Origin of the sequence: Peribacillus glennii, assembly GCF_003429105.1 — a bacterium.
Lineage (GTDB): Bacteria > Bacillota > Bacilli > Bacillales > DSM-1321 > Peribacillus > Peribacillus glennii.
The window spans coordinates 625470-641192 of the sequence record NZ_QVTD01000003.1; the positions used below are offsets into that span (position 1 = coordinate 625470).

Sequence of the window (15723 nt, forward strand, 5' to 3'; positions counted from 1 at the left end):
AGATATCAAAGGTCAAACACTCATCGTTTATCTTGCCGCGATCCCGTCAAGATTGTAACCGCTTGTAACGTTCAGCCACTCGACAAGAACTGCTCATTGAATGCCTGAAGAGATAGTCCTTAGAAGCAGCATGCTTGTTTTATAAGAAGGGACGCTGGATAGGGATTCTTCTGTCTCAAGAGATTGCTACGTACTGAATCGAGATGCTGTCCCTAAAAGGAATAATTTAGAATTTTACCATTCACCTCAATATATAACCGGTAGGGGAATGTATCTTCCAATGATTCGCTTAACATAATGGCAGTTTACTCATTGCTTCACTCCACAAAACCCAAAGCACGCACCTGTCCGCCTGTACCACCCAGATATGGAATTGGTGCACCCGAGAAAAGGAATCGCGATTTCGGAATGCGGTCAATATTGACAAGATTTTCAATGATGGCAATGAAATCATCATTTGCTAAACCCAGTGAACGCGGTCTTAAGAAGTTCATATGGACTGGCAGGTTAAGGGCCCCCGCTGTGTCAACATTGCAGTTATCAATCCCGACCGTCTTTACCTTTTTTTCTCTTAGCCATTCTCCAGCTTCAATAGATAAACCCATATGGTCAAAAGCGTATTTCACCGGATCTTTTATAGTCGACCATCCGGTATGTATTAACACAATGTCACCAGGCCTAATGGTTGTGCCTGACTTCTCTTCCGCATCTTTTAAATCCTTTGCGGTAACTTCCGCTTTGGGTCCGTACCTGAATGAAACATCGAGCCAAACCGCATCCCCGAAGCCACACTCAACCGGCATTTTATCAATGGAATAATCAGAACTAGGATCACCATGAAAGCAAGCATCCATATGAGTTCCTGTGTGTCCGCAAATGATGATATTTTCATTTTCGAACGATACGAGGTCTGATTCATCATAATGGTTTCGTCTGTTAAAGTTGCGCCATGCATCATGGCTTCTTGTCCCGGACATAAAGTGTGGCGTGTTCCCATGTGCGGGATGCTGAGGCATTCCTTCATAAATCGGCATTGTCAAATCTATTAATTTGGCCATTTAGCCACCCCTCCCAGCTATTAAAATAATTTCATCCTCTCCTTTTCCATCAATGCCATACCATTTCAAGGATTTATCAGTGAACTTTAAAATATATCAGCGAAGTCCAGGATATATCCGCGGACCTTAAACTCAATCGCGGGAAGCAGGAACACTGCTGCAGAACTTCTTTCACCCCGAATGTCCCTTATGTGATTTCGTTTATCACACCCGTTCTCGTTGCTCCTTAGAGTTTCCTCGTAAACTGTGTGTTCTTGAATTACTCTGCCGAAACTGAATTTCTCAACGTTCCGATTCCTTGTATTTCCATTACAATTTCATCACCAGGTTGAAGCGGGCCAACGCCGGATGGAGTTCCAGTGATGATGATATCCCCAGGGTTCAATGTCATCACATCAGTAACCGTTTCAATGATGCTTCTCACATCATGAATTAAGTCATTGGTATTGGAATGCTGCCTGACTTCTCCATTTACAGTCGTTTTCAGCTGGACATTGTCCGGATCGAGCTCTGTTTCAATGACAGGGCCCAGCGGCTTAAATGTGGCATAGGACTTAGCCCTGGTATATTGGCCATCTTTTTGCTGGAGGTCCCTGTCAGAAATATCATTGCTTATGGTATATCCAAAAACATACGACAGGGCATCCCCTTTCTTGACTTTATGGGCTTGTTTTCCTATGACAATCGTTAATTCCACCTCATAGTCAATGCGATGTTCAAGGGTTGGCAGGGTTATCTTATCCCCATCTCCAATAATAGAAGTCGGTGACACCATAAACATCATCGGCTCTTCCGGTAACGGTTTCCCAGTTTCCTCAGCATGAAGGGCATAATTCAGTCCTATACCGACAACTTGACCGGGCATAACGGGTGGGAGCGTCCTTACATCTCCAAGAGAAAAAGTCTCATCCAGCGGCTGTGCTTCTCCAGACATAAAATCGCCATTTAATCTTGTAATTGTTTCTCCTTCTATAATCCCGTACATCACTTCATCATTTTTTGAAAAACGTATGTATTTCATTGGCAAAATCCCCTTTATATATTTTTTTAGCTGTTTTGAATTCAGGACGTTCCGTATGTTGTAAAATTTCCACTGGCGAACCACCACACCCATAGGTTCCCTTAGCGGAGTAACTGCATTCAAACCGCTCTTGCAGCCTGCTAGCCCTGGTTTTATCACCAATCCCATACTGACCGACCAGTATCTTTCAAGTTGGTATATTCTTTCTTCTTTTATTGATGCAGTAAAACACCACCCCTTTTAGAAAGCGTTTTTATATATCATATGATATAGGTTCGTCTATTTTTATGTCAATTCAGAATTTTGTGTGTTTTTGTGAAGGTAACGACCATACTGATCGTGTCCATTACTCTACCACAATGAACGTCCCTTATAAGTATAAAGAAAGTATCAAAGTTGGAAACAGGGCGTATTAACTTCGATTTGGTTTCTACCTTTTTTTATTGGACATGTGCTAAATCCTGTGCGTTTAGAACGGTGCACAGTTACTAATATATTAGTGTTGAAAAAAGGTCATCTCAAAAATGGGATCGTTCAATTGCCACTTCGGCCTACCCTAAAAACCGTCAAAAGTAATCCTTTGACGGTATACTGGTCACCAATTAAATTTAAAAGCGTACAGATCAAGTTCTGTACGCTCGTTACTTATACGTTTTGTTTCAATCCCCCGTCCGCTGCATCTTTTCTCATTAGCGGCAGCATGGTAAGGATCCCGGCAACAAGGAGAAGCGCTGATAATTCGTACATATACACAATAGAGAGATGAGTTTTCAGCCAGCCGGATGCCGACATAGTGATGACCATAGCCCCCATGAAAATCGGGTTTAATATGCCATTTACCCTGCCTATAAACGCTTCTTCCGTGTTTTGTAAAATCATTGTATTGATTCCGATTTGGATGCTTGGCATAAATAGTCCGGAAAAGAGCTGAGCAGTGAGCGTCAGCCAGAATGCTGTTGATAAACCCATTCCAACAAACCCGATGGCGCTGGCAGCCAATCCAATTGCTAAAAGTGTTTGTGGACGAATTTTTCTTGCCATTCCCACTGTAATACCTCCGCCGAGGATCATGCCGATTCCAAATGCAGTCATGAGCCACTGCAAATCCTCTTTTGGCAGCCCCAGCCTCTCTGTAATCAAAAACACTCCAAGCGGCTGTGTCAAGCCTATCGCGAGTCCTGCCATTGCAAAACACCCGCCAAGCAAGGATAATGTTCTACTGTTCCATACATAACGGAAGCCTTCCTGTATTTCCTGCATCAAGGTAGTTTTTGGTTTTTCTTCCGGTGTTACTGGATCTGCCGGGAGCATAAATAAGACCGCTGCTGAGCATAGAAATGCAATACCCATGACTGCAATAGCCGCCATGATGCCAAAACGCTGATAAACAAAGGTTCCCAGAATCGGCCCTAAAATCATGAATAGTGCAAAAACCGTTTGATACATGGACATTCCCATCTGCACAAGCTCAGTTGGCACATGCAGCTTAAACAATTTCATACCGGCTGGCTGAGAAAACTGTGAAAGAATCGAGGAAACGAGCGTTGCAAAGAAAATCATTTTCCAGCTTCCAAAAAATAAAGTGATAAGCACAGCCAAAATGGAAACAGCACTTAATACATCACACCAAATCATCGTTTTCTTAGGCTTCCACCTGTCTGCAAATGCCCCGCCGATGAAAGAGAATAAAAAAATGGGAGCAAATTCTGCAACGGAGATTAACGAAACCGCAACCGGATTTTCATTGGTCTTTTCAATTACATATAACAGGATGGAATAGTTCCTGACCCAGATTCCAATCTGTAGAAACAACACTGATAGCAAAATGGTCCTGATGACCCGATTTTGAAATAATGCTGCCATCCCGATCTTTTGACTGCTTGTAAGTTCTGACATAATAGCCTCCTGCTTTTCAAATACTCTGGCAATAGATTGGAAGATTTCATATTGGCCCTATTGCTTATTTTTTTAACCATTATTCGCTTCATGGTTCAGTTCCTTTCCGTTATAAATTCGCCCGCTCTCTAACCGTTTCGCAACCTCAAAGAGAATAATGAGTCTTTGCTTTTCCTTCAGGGGAAATTTAACCAGCAGGCCATTTGTTCCATCCAGGGAAAAACTTCGCGGGAAAACGGAAAAAGCCAAGGAATAGTATAATACAAGATTTAATAAAATGTAACGGAAAGAATGGAGGTGGATATATGTTCGAAAACTTAGAAAATTAATATGAAAAATGCGGTATTGATGGGACTTTACTTTTACTTTTTGACAAGCTTAATCCATATTCTTATTATACTCGGCATTATTCCATTTACATGGGTTAATGGCGGACGCTCTAAATCCTTCGCTAACCATCTGCCAATATCTATTATCAATATCATTATTTCTATTGTCGGAGGGTTTTCACGATAATTGCTGGTGGAAATATACTATACAAACACAAAAAAGTAATAACTGTCATCTGTTGGTTTTTTGTTGTTTTGTGGTCTTTTGGGTTTATTCCAAATTGTTAGGAACACCTTTTAAAAAAATGGTTTGTTCATTAATATTGCTTCTTGGATGTATTCGAACTTGCGCAGGGCAATTGAATAAAATTAAGAAAGATTGCAGCAGATTGATATTTTACTAAATTTTCCTCAGTGAAAGAAGCCCTATGATCGTTTTCTCAAGTTTTTTCAATCTTTTATGTATGGAAATCCTGAGTTGGATGGTCTGCATTATTTTCATACCAATCTCTTTCAACCTTTATAGCATAGAGAAAAAAGCTTAGGTATCCACACGCCTAAGCTTTTGTATAGCTATTTATTATCCTCTATTGACCTACAGGTTGTTTCGCTTCCCACTTATCTACTACCGTTACACCTAGGTTTTGGTACGTATCCATTTCATGGAATATAGTAGGAACCTCTTCTAATGAAATCGTATTCGTAACTAAAGATCCCGGCTTTAGTTTTCCTTGAGCGATCATATCCAGCATATAAGGGTATCTGGAAGGCTGCATGCCCAGAGATCCCACGATTTGGATTTCTGCTGAAACGATTACATCAATCGGCAGGGGGATCATTCCTTGTTCTTCTCTTGTCGTTAATCCGATCTGTAAATGTCTGCCCCGCTTTCGAAGGCTGCCAATGGATGCCTGGCATGTTTGCGTAATTCCTAATGCATCCACTGAAACATGGGCTCCACCCTTTGTAATGTGCCTGATCGCTTCCGGTGCATTATTGTCCTTGGCGTTTACTGCTGCGACTGCACCCAATTTCTTGGCAAACTCTAGTTTATCATCACCGATATCCACCGCGATTACATTGGCTCCCAGGGCTGTGGCAATCTGAATCGCTGATAGGCCGACTCCGCCGCATCCATGGACAGCGACCCATTCACCCGGTCTTACTGCCGCTTGGTCGGTGATCCCATGAAAGGCTGTCATAAAACGGCATCCCATGCCAGCAGCATCGACGAAGCTAATAGTATCCGGCAATGTCACTAAATTTGTGTCTGCAAGGGGAATGTGTGCATACCGCCCATAGCCGCCCCATGTTGAAAAACCGGCCAATTGGAGATTTTCACAGATATTATGGTGGCCGCTCTGGCAATATGGACATGTTCCATCGCCTAATGTAAACGGAACTAAAACCCGATCTCCACGTTTAAAGTTTTTCACGTTCTTGCCGACTTCCTCCACTACTCCTGTAAATTCGTGGCCCAAAACATGCGGTAAAGGAAGCTGGATCCCGATCCAATCCCAATCCCCCTGCCAGGCATGCCAATCGCTTCGGCATACCCCATTTGCTTCCACCCTTACGATTACTCCATCAGCTGTACATTCCGGATCCGGCATTTCACGAACCACCAAGGGTTTCTTAAACTCTTCCAAAACTAAAGCTTTCATAGGCACACCCCTTAAAATAATAGTTTTGAGTAATGAAAATCCACCATTTTCCCAAATGCAAAAAGCAAACGCTTTCAAAAATATTTTTTCTCCCTCACATCCTTCACATTGAAATTAGTCTGGCCTTTTATGTTAATTCATAGTAGACGAGTTAAAACAGGATGAGTGATAGGTTTATCCCATAAAAAATATAAGTATGGTTTTCCCGTCCTCAATATTACTCCTGTTTCTTTCATATAATCTATACATTCAGCAATGTTAAGCAGTTGTCCTGCAAAAAAAATAAAAATGATAATTGTTCGACACACGCTCCTATACGTCTCTTATTACTGCATATTTTCTTTTTCTCCAGTAGATAGTAAACGTATACAGTTTTAGGAGGTCTTTCGAATGGATGGGATGAGAGTAAGATTTGAAATCAAAAATTTGCACTTAAGGGTAGGCAATGTGACTCGTGACAATCAGAGTTACGTTCTGTTAAGAGCCTACGATGATACAAATAATGAGATTGTCTTGGAGCTTACACATGAACAAGCGGGATTTCTGGAAGACCATTTCTACGAAGCAAACCGGAGATATGAACAACGGGTATTCACTCCAGCCTCTCATGCTGAAATACAATCCCCGCCTAACCTAATTCAATACAATAATATTTCCATTCCCGTTCAACAGCAGGAATAAAATAATTATTCAAATGCCATAAATACTTATGGGACACCTTGAGTGAGTTGAAGTCTGTCTATAACGGAATAAAATGGATATCCCCACACACGAAATTATTGAACCTGTTTTAGCTGTCTAATATTTGGATGGGAAGTGATAGATCATGATACCTTTAGATCTGTCATTGGGAACCTCTTCCAATGGATCCATGTCTGGCAAGCCGCTCTCAATCATGACCTTTACCTTATCTTCCTTTCCCTCGTTAGCATCCTTGATGAATTGTTTCAATATTTCCTTTTGGAAATGATGGCGTTCCACTGGATTATTTGTACAACCAGCCAAAACAATAGTGAAGAATATGATGGTGAAAAAATTTTACATATGTAAACACCCTCTTTTACTATGTTTTAGTTTGCGAACAGATTATAATCTTCTTAAACATTATCAATGCCTAACAAAGAAAGACTGTCCTTTTCTTCTTGAAAATTGAGTAATATCGTCTAATTGAGCCTGTTTTTGATAAATCCTTCATACCCCCGATGAAAGACATTTTTCTCGCTCGATTCCCGGATTTTGTCCTTCATACCCCGCAGATGGTTTTTAATAAAGCGTCAGATAGTCGATATCTGGAAATATAGACATTAATAGAGGGTAGTATCCAGATATGCCATATTCTAATAATCTCCTAAGTTCTCATTACATTACAGGGGAATTCCGCTCTTTGATTTACGAAATTGTTTATAGGCCCCTGACCCAGCCACCACCCCTGCAATAATGAAGATCAGCCCGATTAAGTGCCCCGGATAAATGTGTTCACCAAGGAAGATTGCCGATCCGCACAGTGCGAAAAATGGAGGCAGATTCATGAAAATGGACGATTCTGCTGCACCGATTTTTCCGATGGCGTAATTGTAGCTCATATGCCCGACCGCAGTCGCCAGGATTGCCGATGCGAAAAAGACAAAATAATCGGAAACTGAGCCTGCCGCTAAACTTTTGAGTCCATCCTGTTCAACGATTAAGCTAAGTATGAAGAGCATGAAGGACCCGATCACAAGCATATATCCTGTCAGCAAACGGGGATCCATCGTTTTTGAGATTTTTTTAATCAAAATAAAGCTTAGCGCTTGTGAAAGAATGCAAATAAACACAAACACATCCCCGCTGGACACCTCTCCAATTGCCGTTCTTCCCTGCATAACGGTAATCAGCACACCGGCAAACCCGATTACAAATCCCAACCCTTTAACAAACGTGAAGCGGCTTCCAAGTAAAAGGATAGACAGTATGGCTGTAAGCATTGGCCCCAAGCCGAGGATGATTCCCCCATTTACTGCTGTGGTGTTACGCAGGCCTACTGCAAGAAAATAATGATGGACCGCGACATTTAAAACCGCACCCAGAATAAGGAAAGGAATTTCTGTTTTTGCAGGCAGCCGTAACAGCTTTGAAAAATAAAGGAATACAAAGACAGTGACACCTGCTGTGAATATTCGCAGTGCTGTCATGGTGACCGGCATGAATTCATCCACCAGGATTTTTGTCGCGGGCACATTGAGCCCCCATGCTACCATGATCAGTACTAATAACAAATACATTTTTCTCAAATCATCAGCTTCTTTCCTAAATACGTGTAATCCGGTTGCGAATGAAAAATAAGCAATTTTTTTCTTTATTTACTTCAGTCTAACCTGACCGTAAACCTAATATATATCGAGTATACATGATGATCGGTTTATTTGTTTATAGTCATCCATGTATATTCAACTTGAAAATTATAATACTCTTACTCTTTATTTGTAAATGAATCACGGACCAAAATCTTTATTCAAGTTCAATAGCTTCTATGGAGGGGATATTAATGAGTGAGCCTGCCGGATTTTGGAGAAGGCTTGGGGCCAATTTATTGGATGGGGTATTGTTCTTGATCGTGGGTATCATCATTTCTTTGCTTATTAATGATCGTTTTGTAAACACCGAGCCTTATGTCAATGTGCTGTCTTTCTTATATACATTATTATTGCCGGTTTTCTGGAGCGGCTTTACCGTTGGAAAACGGATGCTTGGGATCCGGATTACCAAGAAAGACGGAAGGAATGTGTCGTTTGGGAATATGTTTATGAGAACGTTTATGGCAGGTATTTTGTATGCTCTGCCCATCCTGATTTCCTTCATTATTATAGCATTCACCGCTGATGATGCAGTGGTTGAACTGCTGTTCGGGTATGACAGTGCGATTGGGGATGGAGGGGATATGGTTGGTGTGTTGGTACCATTGCTTATCGGGCTTGGACTTTCCGGAATATTGTTACTTATAAGTGCTCTTATGATTGGGGTTCGGAATGATAAACGCTCCATTCATGACTTCATTGCAGGTACTGTTGTTGTGTATGGACAAGGAACGGAAACCCGATAAGGTTATGATTTAGATAATATGAAGACCGTAAAAAAGACTATCTACCTAGCGGGACCACGCAAGGGAAAAGCTTAGGCATTTGCGTGCTTAAGCTTTTTTCCTATTGATTTCGACGCTGTTTTACGGGTTGTTTCGCTACCCATTTATCCAACCGTAACACCAGGGTTTTGATAAATATTGCAGCAACCTCTTCCAATGCAATTATATTGGTTACAAAAAAGGGGAGCCGATGTAACCCTGCTCCCACTAAGTTCTTCGATTCTCTTGAGTTTTTAGCCGATTTTGCTGGTCAGGATGACGTCGCTGATTTTGGAAATTCTTGCTCCTGCTTTTGTTCGTCCACTACTTTTCTCTCATAATCCTGGTTTTCGCTGCCTCTCTGTTTGTTGCCCATACATATCCTTCCTATTAATCTATATTTTCTTATAGAAGGCTACTCACTACGTAAATCGTCAGAGCTTTTAGAAATTAATTATGTAACTTTGTTTTATTGGAGACACAAACTCCTTTCAGACATCAAAGAGATTGACTTTGACCAATTCAAAGGTATTGTGGAAATGGACGAGACTTATTTCCTATTCTCGGAAAAGGGAAAACGCAAAGTGGAAGGTCGAAAAGCTCGTAAACGTGGTGGTTCGTCTTCACAACGAGGCATCAGCAAAGAGCAAGTGTTTGTCCTTGTCCAAGAGACCGTCAGAAAGTAACATATTCAAAAGTGGTTGGTCAGGGTCGGATTGTAAAGACCCGATTGGAGGAAGCTATTGGCTCTAAACTGTCTCCTTCCAACGTTCTTTGTACCGACGCTTGGCGGGCATTTATGACTTACGCAAAAGAAAAAGGAATTGAGCATTACAGGTTTAAATCTGATGGTAAGGAACGTGTCCGAGGTGTGTACCATATTCGAAATGTGAATAGTTATCACAGTCGCTTGAAGAGATGGATAAATCGTTTTAATTGCGTGGCGACAAAATACCTCGACCATTATTTGAGTTGGTTTCAATTTTTAGACCAAATCAGACATCGCAATGACGACACAACGGTTAGCCAGATGATTGTTGAAAGCTGCCTGTTCTCAACGGATACGACCTATGATAAACTCAGATTATCAGAATTTTCCAATTGAGCATTTAAACTTATAAACATTTATTTCTATAAGCATAGGGGAGGGATGTTTTTTGGGGAAAGGAACCATTTATAAAAGTGAAGGGAAAACGCTTATTACTCAACATTACGATAATTATCTAAAGTCGTTTGATTTTGATGTCGAGCAGATATATGTTGATACAAGTTATGGTAAAACACATATTCTTGTAGCAGGACCACCAGAAGGAAAACCTATTTTTATATTTCAGGGTGGTAATTGTATAAATCCAATGACTTTATCTTGGTTTTTACCACTCGTAGATAAATACAGAGTTTATGCACCAGATACAATTGGACATCCAGGATACAGTGATGAAAGTAGAATTTCAGCGAAGGACAATAGTTTTGCCCAGTGGATAAAGGAACTAATGGATTACTTTAATTTAGATAGTAGTGCATTTGTTGGTCCGTCCTACGGTGCAGGTATTATTTTGAGATTAGCCACATTTATGCCAGATAAAATTGCCTGTTCTGTATTGGTATCACCAGCAGGAATAAGATTAGGTTCTAAGATTAGAATGATTAAAGATATCTTACTTCCTTTAGTCTTATTTAGTGGTACTTCATCACAAAAACATCTCAATAAAATTACTGATACTATGTCAGATAATAGTATGAGAGAAATTGATAAAAAAATTATTGGAGATGTATTTAAATATATTAGACTTGAACAAGAAATGCCCAAATTAACTACGAAGGAAGAATTGTTACATTATAGCTCACCCACTTTAATCATAGCAGGGAAAAAAGATATCTTTTTTCCTGAAAGTAGATTAAACAAAGTTGCTAGAGAAATCATTCCAAATTTAATTGCATTTAAGACCTATGATATGGGACATTTCCCATCTGAAGAACATCTGATAAAAATTAACAATGATATTGTAGAGTTTTTAAATGATTATTACTAACCCTGTCCCTGTATCTCTATTAAACTTATGGGAGCTTTAAACAAGGGAACTCCAAACCAATACGGGGTTCCCTTTTATGTTTTAAAAAATCAACACTATTCTTTAACATAGCTAATTATTTAAAAAACAATCGATATCCGCAATAACCTATAAATACGATTAATACTGATAAAAATCCTTCTTCCAAAGCACTGCCTGTCTTAATTCCCTTTGGAAAACCGATATCCAGTTTTATTGGCCAAAATAATTTTATGCCTTTAACAGTAATCATATCCAATACCAGATGGCTGGCCATTCCCAGCCAAATTCCGAACTCAACAGCTTCAGCCCAAGGGGTCTTTGTAAATAATAGAAACGCCAGAAACAAGAATAATAAACTATGGGTGAAAGCACGGTGGCCGAACAGCGCGCTCACCACATTATCAAGCAATGGAATCTTGCGTCCGATCGTAGACCCTTTATGGTCTATATCCGGCATTAATGCACCGGCCGCACAACTGGCGAAAAATAAAGCTTCCTGCGGCACCGAACCGCCGGCAGTTAAATAAAATGCGCCAGCGGCTATGCCGCCGGCAATATGTGTTTTACCTTTCATGAGGCGCTCCTAACTCTATTACATTTTTCTCATTATGTTGGTATAAAGAAGTTTCTCTACTTGAGTATTCTATTTTATACTGAAACGAATACGATGTATAGAGATTTTCAAACACTTGTTCGCCATGATATCCATACTGTTTAATACAAGTATGAAAACCCTTGAATTTACCCCTATCTTTTTTCATTTTTATTATATCCTTTAGTCCCATCGCGATATTCTTTTACTGGTTATCTCGCAATCTAGCACAGGCCCGTCCGGAATGTCTACAAAAGTCCTATGCAATCAGCAGTATGTACATGTAAGTTATTCCTGCTGTTCGTCGCTGTTTCGCCAAATGGAGTCAACCTTTTATGAGCAAACAAACTTATTGGGCATCCTTCCTGCCACCAAATAGCCTCTCCACCTCTTCCTGCAATTCGTTCAGTAGCTTAAAGGGCGAAGCATAGCCCAAACTATCCACCAGATTACGGTAGTACCATTCTTGTTTTTCACGTCCGCGGGTGAATCTGCTCCAGACGCCCTCCCCCATTTGTTCGTAATCCTGGATTATGGACTTGATATTATGAAGCTTATCCGCACAGGCAACAATTCGGATTTCATTTGATGCACTCTTTAAAAACTCGATGGTGTGTTCCTTTCTTTTTTCCCACGAAAGCGATTTGTCTGGTTCAGAACATCCCGCCACGATTCCGGCAATTTTAGTTCCAAACATCTTTTCGATATCACCCAATGTGATGGATGTATCTTCCACAGTATCATGAAGAATCCCTGCGGCGACGATTTCTTCACCGAATCCCTCCTTTAACAGGACAATTCCAACCGCCACAGGGTGTGTGATGTATGGAATATCAGTGTTTTTCCGGTACTGGTTTTCATGGGCCTTGCTCGCAATCTGTAAGGCCTTTTCGATTAGTTCCACTATTTTGCCTCCTGTCTAATTCTGTTTTTTTCCTGCTGCTGTAATTTCCTTTTCATTTAAAGGTTCTATTTAATTTATGTTCTTAATGTGAAGAATAATATACCCCCTTTATTTCAAAAACATTTTTACCGAAACATTTAAATTAAGATCCAGCACCAAAGGACGAGGATTTTAAGTTAATATAAATGGTGAATTTATTATAAAGGAGCTGTTAACATGATCAATGTTTTATTTGTCTGTCTTGGAAACATTTGCCGTTCACCAATGGCTGAAGCTTTATTTCGCGACCTGGTAGAAAAAGAAAATCTGACTGACAAAATCACTATGGATTCCGCAGCTACGAGTTCATGGCATATTGGATCTCCACCGCATAAAGGGACCCTTGCCATTCTAAAGAAAAATAGCATCTCATCAAAAGGCCTTGCCGGACGCCAGCTAACAAAGGAAGACTTTGAAAAGTTTGATTATATAGTCGGAATGGATGAAAGTAACGTAAAAAACATCCGCGAGATAACCGGCAGGCCTGACCATCCCAAAATCCTTCGCCTTCTGGATATAGCGGAACTTAATAAGGATGTGCCGGACCCTTATTACACAGGGGATTTTGAGGAAACATATCAACTTGTCTCGGAAGGCTGCACAGCATTGCTGGAGAAAATCAAAAACGAACATAACCTGTTTTAGTACAGAAATGGGGTGCCGTTAAAAGGTCTATCCATTAGCGGCACCTTACTTTATTAACTCCATTTTCACCGCCATCCGCGATAACCACAAAATTGCCCTTTAAATTCAGCAGCTACTTTTTTTTGTAAATAGTTATTATATACGTTTCCACGTCTTTTTGGGTGGTGGTTGCTGTTTTTTAACTATTGCCGCAGCTCCTCTAGATACAGGCCCCGTACATTTTTAATCCCAATTCCAACTTTATTGCTATTCGCTGCCACGGAGAGTTACTAATCCTTCAAGTGTAGATTAAATCCGTGTCTCCACACACAACAGAACTTTAATTAGAATAACAATATTATGCTTTTCGACAGAATGTTAGTTATGGCATAATTATAGGACCAGGTATTAATAATTAATTCCATAATTTTTAATTTAGCTGCTTGAGAAAATCATAAGGCAAGGATTGAAGTGAATATGGCCAATCACCTGATCATTAAAAATGTAAATGAAAAATTAAACACCCATGGTTTTGGGCAATACAAGCTGAATTTCATTTGCGGTAACGATGTGCTTCATTTTGGCCATCCAACCGGTATATTAAAAATAATCCATCGAAAGCCGGTCAAAGGTAGAGATTACAGTACGGCTGACATTGATTCAATCATCGAACTTATTGATCGTTATGATCTGGTTTTCTCACTGACTGAACTCAGTGTCTCGAGATTGAAAGAACTGGGGCCACGGGTGAATTTTGAAATAGGCTACTTTTCTTTCTGCAAGGGAGCTTGCTACAATTACATAAGGAAAACGATTTATTTAAATCCTTCACGAATATTCAGGCGATGGAATATGCATTTTAAAAATTCAATCGATCTTTCCCATTTCATAACCATCCTCATTTTGCATGAGCTTGGCCATGTTTTGCAGGACCAGGAGCAACCAAGGATTACAAGATTAAAGCAGTTTGTTTCCGGATTCAACCATTTTAGAGTTTCCAATCAAGATGCCGAAAAGTATAAGCACTTCCTGATGCACGAAGAAAAAGATGCATGGGACAGATGTGAAAAGTATTTATGCGGTACCACGATAGCACCTTCTTCATTTTCCAAGATTAAAGCTTATTGTTTGAGTACCTATGCCACATTGGAATTGACAAGAGTGAAAGCGAATCTCAAGGCGTTATTCCATGATGTTCATTTGAAAAAAGGACTGTTAGAATAAATTGGCCTTGTTCATGATAGCCAGGCTGCAGGTTCCTTTTTTACGTGGACTTTTTTTGCAAATCGAAACCGAATTCCTGGGTATATTTAACGCACAAAAAGCCCTTCCCAAAAAGAGAAGGGCCTGATACTTAAAATTAATGATTAATAGTTAAAGTCGCCGGCATTTTCAGCTGTGAAGTCTGTTGGAGGGCCCATGATGACTGTTTTCCCGTCTTCCCAAACCTCAATCTTGCCAACATTTTCAACTTCCTGGCCATTTTCAGGTTTCTTTCCGTCAGCTAAGTCTTTTGCAAGAGCTACTGTTAAATAACCTAATTTATCTGGCTCCCAAAGAATGCCGACATCTAATGATCCATCTTCAAGGAATGGCTTTGAATCCTTCGGCAGGGCAGTTCCTACTACGGCAATCTTATCTTGAAGCCCCTTTTCTTGGATAGCCTGTGCTGCTCCGATTGGTGCAATTGTGGAATACGCCATGATGCCTTTTAGCTCCGGATTAGACTTAATTAAATCAAGTGTTTTTTGATAAGCAACTGGTTGCTTTTCGTCGGTTGCAATCTTATCTGATACAAGCTTGATTTTAGGGAAGTTTTCATCAAGCTCTTTCTTGGCTCCATCAATCCAGCTGTTTAAGTTTGCAGCTGAAAGTCCGCCAGTAAGGATGGCAATGTCACCTTCTTCAGATCCTATTTTTTCGATTAGTGACTTGGCAATATGGCGGCCAAACGCTTCGTCATCAATTTGGTGCACTGATAATTCAACGACAGATTGATCAGCTGGTGTATCCCAGTCCATAACTTTAATTCCTTGTTCTTTTGCTTTCTTCAAAACTGGTGTCAAAGCCGCTGGATCATTTGGTGCAACTGCAATGACATCCACTTTTTGGCTGATTAGATCTTCGATTACTTTAACCTGCTGGGCAGCATCTGCTTCAGTAGGGCCAGTATAAATAACATCGACGCCTAAATCTTTTCCTGCCTGGATGGCTCCTTTTTCGGAAGCATTAAAGTATGGAATTCCAACAAGCTTTGGCACAACGGCAATTTTCAATTTACCGTCTTTCCCCGATTCTTTGCCGCTGTCTTCTCCACCGCTTTTTGATGAAGAATTAGAAGACACACAGCCTGTGAGCAATCCAATCATTAACACTAATGAAAGCATTGTTACAAGAAACTTCTTCATGATAAAAATCCCCCTTTTTCCCCTTTTAATATATGGA

15 protein-coding genes and 1 pseudogene are annotated in these 15723 nt (G+C 40.3%); 6 read left to right on the top strand and 10 right to left on the bottom strand.

Features of this window, described 5'->3' with window-relative positions:
• Window positions 1-317: 317 nt before the first annotated feature.
• The 5 genes from D0466_RS04480 to D0466_RS04500 all read right to left on the bottom strand — a co-directional run bounded on the left by D0466_RS04480 (window position 318) and on the right by D0466_RS04500 (window position 5968).
• Window positions 318-1058 (bottom strand): cyclase family protein, encoded by a 741-nt coding sequence (locus D0466_RS04480; protein WP_117321346.1) that lies wholly within the window; start codon window positions 1056-1058, stop codon window positions 318-320.
• Between the two features lie 259 nt (window positions 1059-1317).
• Complete coding sequence (locus tag D0466_RS04485; RefSeq protein WP_117321347.1) at window positions 1318-2079, bottom strand: fumarylacetoacetate hydrolase family protein; 762 nt, start codon at window positions 2077-2079, stop codon at window positions 1318-1320.
• 645 nt (window positions 2080-2724) lie between these two features.
• Window positions 2725-3975: an MFS transporter gene (locus D0466_RS04490; protein ID WP_233522532.1), complete on the bottom strand. Its 1251-nt coding sequence runs from the start codon at window positions 3973-3975 to the stop codon at window positions 2725-2727.
• Window positions 3976-4047: 72 nt separating this feature from the next.
• Complete coding sequence (locus tag D0466_RS23575; protein WP_407675603.1) at window positions 4048-4224, bottom strand: DUF2087 domain-containing protein; 177 nt, start codon at window positions 4222-4224, stop codon at window positions 4048-4050.
• Between the two features lie 667 nt (window positions 4225-4891).
• Window positions 4892-5968 (bottom strand): zinc-dependent alcohol dehydrogenase family protein, encoded by a 1077-nt coding sequence (locus D0466_RS04500; protein WP_117322211.1) that lies wholly within the window; start codon window positions 5966-5968, stop codon window positions 4892-4894.
• Between the two features lie 390 nt (window positions 5969-6358).
• Here D0466_RS04500 and D0466_RS04505 point away from each other — a divergent pair, with 390 nt between their 5' ends.
• Window positions 6359-6649 (top strand): hypothetical protein, encoded by a 291-nt coding sequence (locus tag D0466_RS04505; RefSeq protein ID WP_117321348.1) that lies wholly within the window; start codon window positions 6359-6361, stop codon window positions 6647-6649.
• A 117-nt stretch (window positions 6650-6766) separates the two neighbouring features.
• Here D0466_RS04505 and D0466_RS22085 read toward each other — a convergent pair whose 3' ends face one another.
• Both D0466_RS22085 and D0466_RS04515 read right to left on the bottom strand, forming a co-directional pair.
• On the bottom strand, window positions 6767-6919 hold the full coding sequence (locus D0466_RS22085; RefSeq protein ID WP_233522533.1) for a hypothetical protein: 153 nt from the start codon (window positions 6917-6919) through the stop codon (window positions 6767-6769).
• 413 nt (window positions 6920-7332) lie between these two features.
• Complete coding sequence (locus D0466_RS04515; protein ID WP_117322212.1) at window positions 7333-8229, bottom strand: DMT family transporter; 897 nt, start codon at window positions 8227-8229, stop codon at window positions 7333-7335.
• Between the two features lie 263 nt (window positions 8230-8492).
• On the opposite strand from D0466_RS04515, the gene D0466_RS04520 reads away from it, so the two are divergent.
• The 3 genes and pseudogenes from D0466_RS04520 to D0466_RS04530 all read left to right on the top strand — a co-directional run bounded on the left by D0466_RS04520 (window position 8493) and on the right by D0466_RS04530 (window position 11098).
• Window positions 8493-9047 (top strand): RDD family protein, encoded by a 555-nt coding sequence (locus D0466_RS04520; RefSeq protein ID WP_158555829.1) that lies wholly within the window; start codon window positions 8493-8495, stop codon window positions 9045-9047.
• Window positions 9048-9469: 422 nt separating this feature from the next.
• Window positions 9470-10170: pseudogene (locus D0466_RS04525) on the top strand (IS1595 family transposase); the annotation flags it as partial.
• 52 nt (window positions 10171-10222) lie between these two features.
• Complete coding sequence (locus tag D0466_RS04530) at window positions 10223-11098, top strand: alpha/beta fold hydrolase (RefSeq protein WP_117321351.1); 876 nt, start codon at window positions 10223-10225, stop codon at window positions 11096-11098.
• 115 nt (window positions 11099-11213) lie between these two features.
• On the opposite strand, the gene D0466_RS04535 is transcribed toward D0466_RS04530, so the two are convergent.
• Both D0466_RS04535 and D0466_RS04545 read right to left on the bottom strand, forming a co-directional pair.
• On the bottom strand, window positions 11214-11693 hold the full coding sequence (locus tag D0466_RS04535; protein WP_117321352.1) for a metal-dependent hydrolase: 480 nt from the start codon (window positions 11691-11693) through the stop codon (window positions 11214-11216).
• A gap of 367 nt (window positions 11694-12060) precedes the next feature.
• Entirely contained in the window at window positions 12061-12615 is a 555-nt protein-coding gene (locus D0466_RS04545; protein ID WP_117321354.1) for an HD domain-containing protein, read from the bottom strand.
• A gap of 216 nt (window positions 12616-12831) precedes the next feature.
• Between D0466_RS04545 and D0466_RS04550 the strand changes: the two genes are divergently transcribed.
• Together D0466_RS04550 and D0466_RS04555 are read left to right on the top strand one after the other, a co-directional pair.
• On the top strand, window positions 12832-13299 hold the full coding sequence (locus tag D0466_RS04550; RefSeq protein ID WP_117321355.1) for a low molecular weight protein-tyrosine-phosphatase: 468 nt from the start codon (window positions 12832-12834) through the stop codon (window positions 13297-13299).
• A gap of 456 nt (window positions 13300-13755) precedes the next feature.
• Window positions 13756-14502, top strand: coding sequence for a hypothetical protein (locus D0466_RS04555; RefSeq protein ID WP_117321356.1), 747 nt, complete (start codon window positions 13756-13758; stop codon window positions 14500-14502).
• Between the two features lie 143 nt (window positions 14503-14645).
• Here D0466_RS04555 and D0466_RS04560 read toward each other — a convergent pair whose 3' ends face one another.
• A complete protein-coding gene (locus tag D0466_RS04560; RefSeq protein ID WP_117321357.1) occupies window positions 14646-15686 on the bottom strand; it encodes an autoinducer 2 ABC transporter substrate-binding protein in 1041 nt (346 codons plus the stop codon).
• Between the last annotated feature and the right edge of the window lie 37 nt (window positions 15687-15723).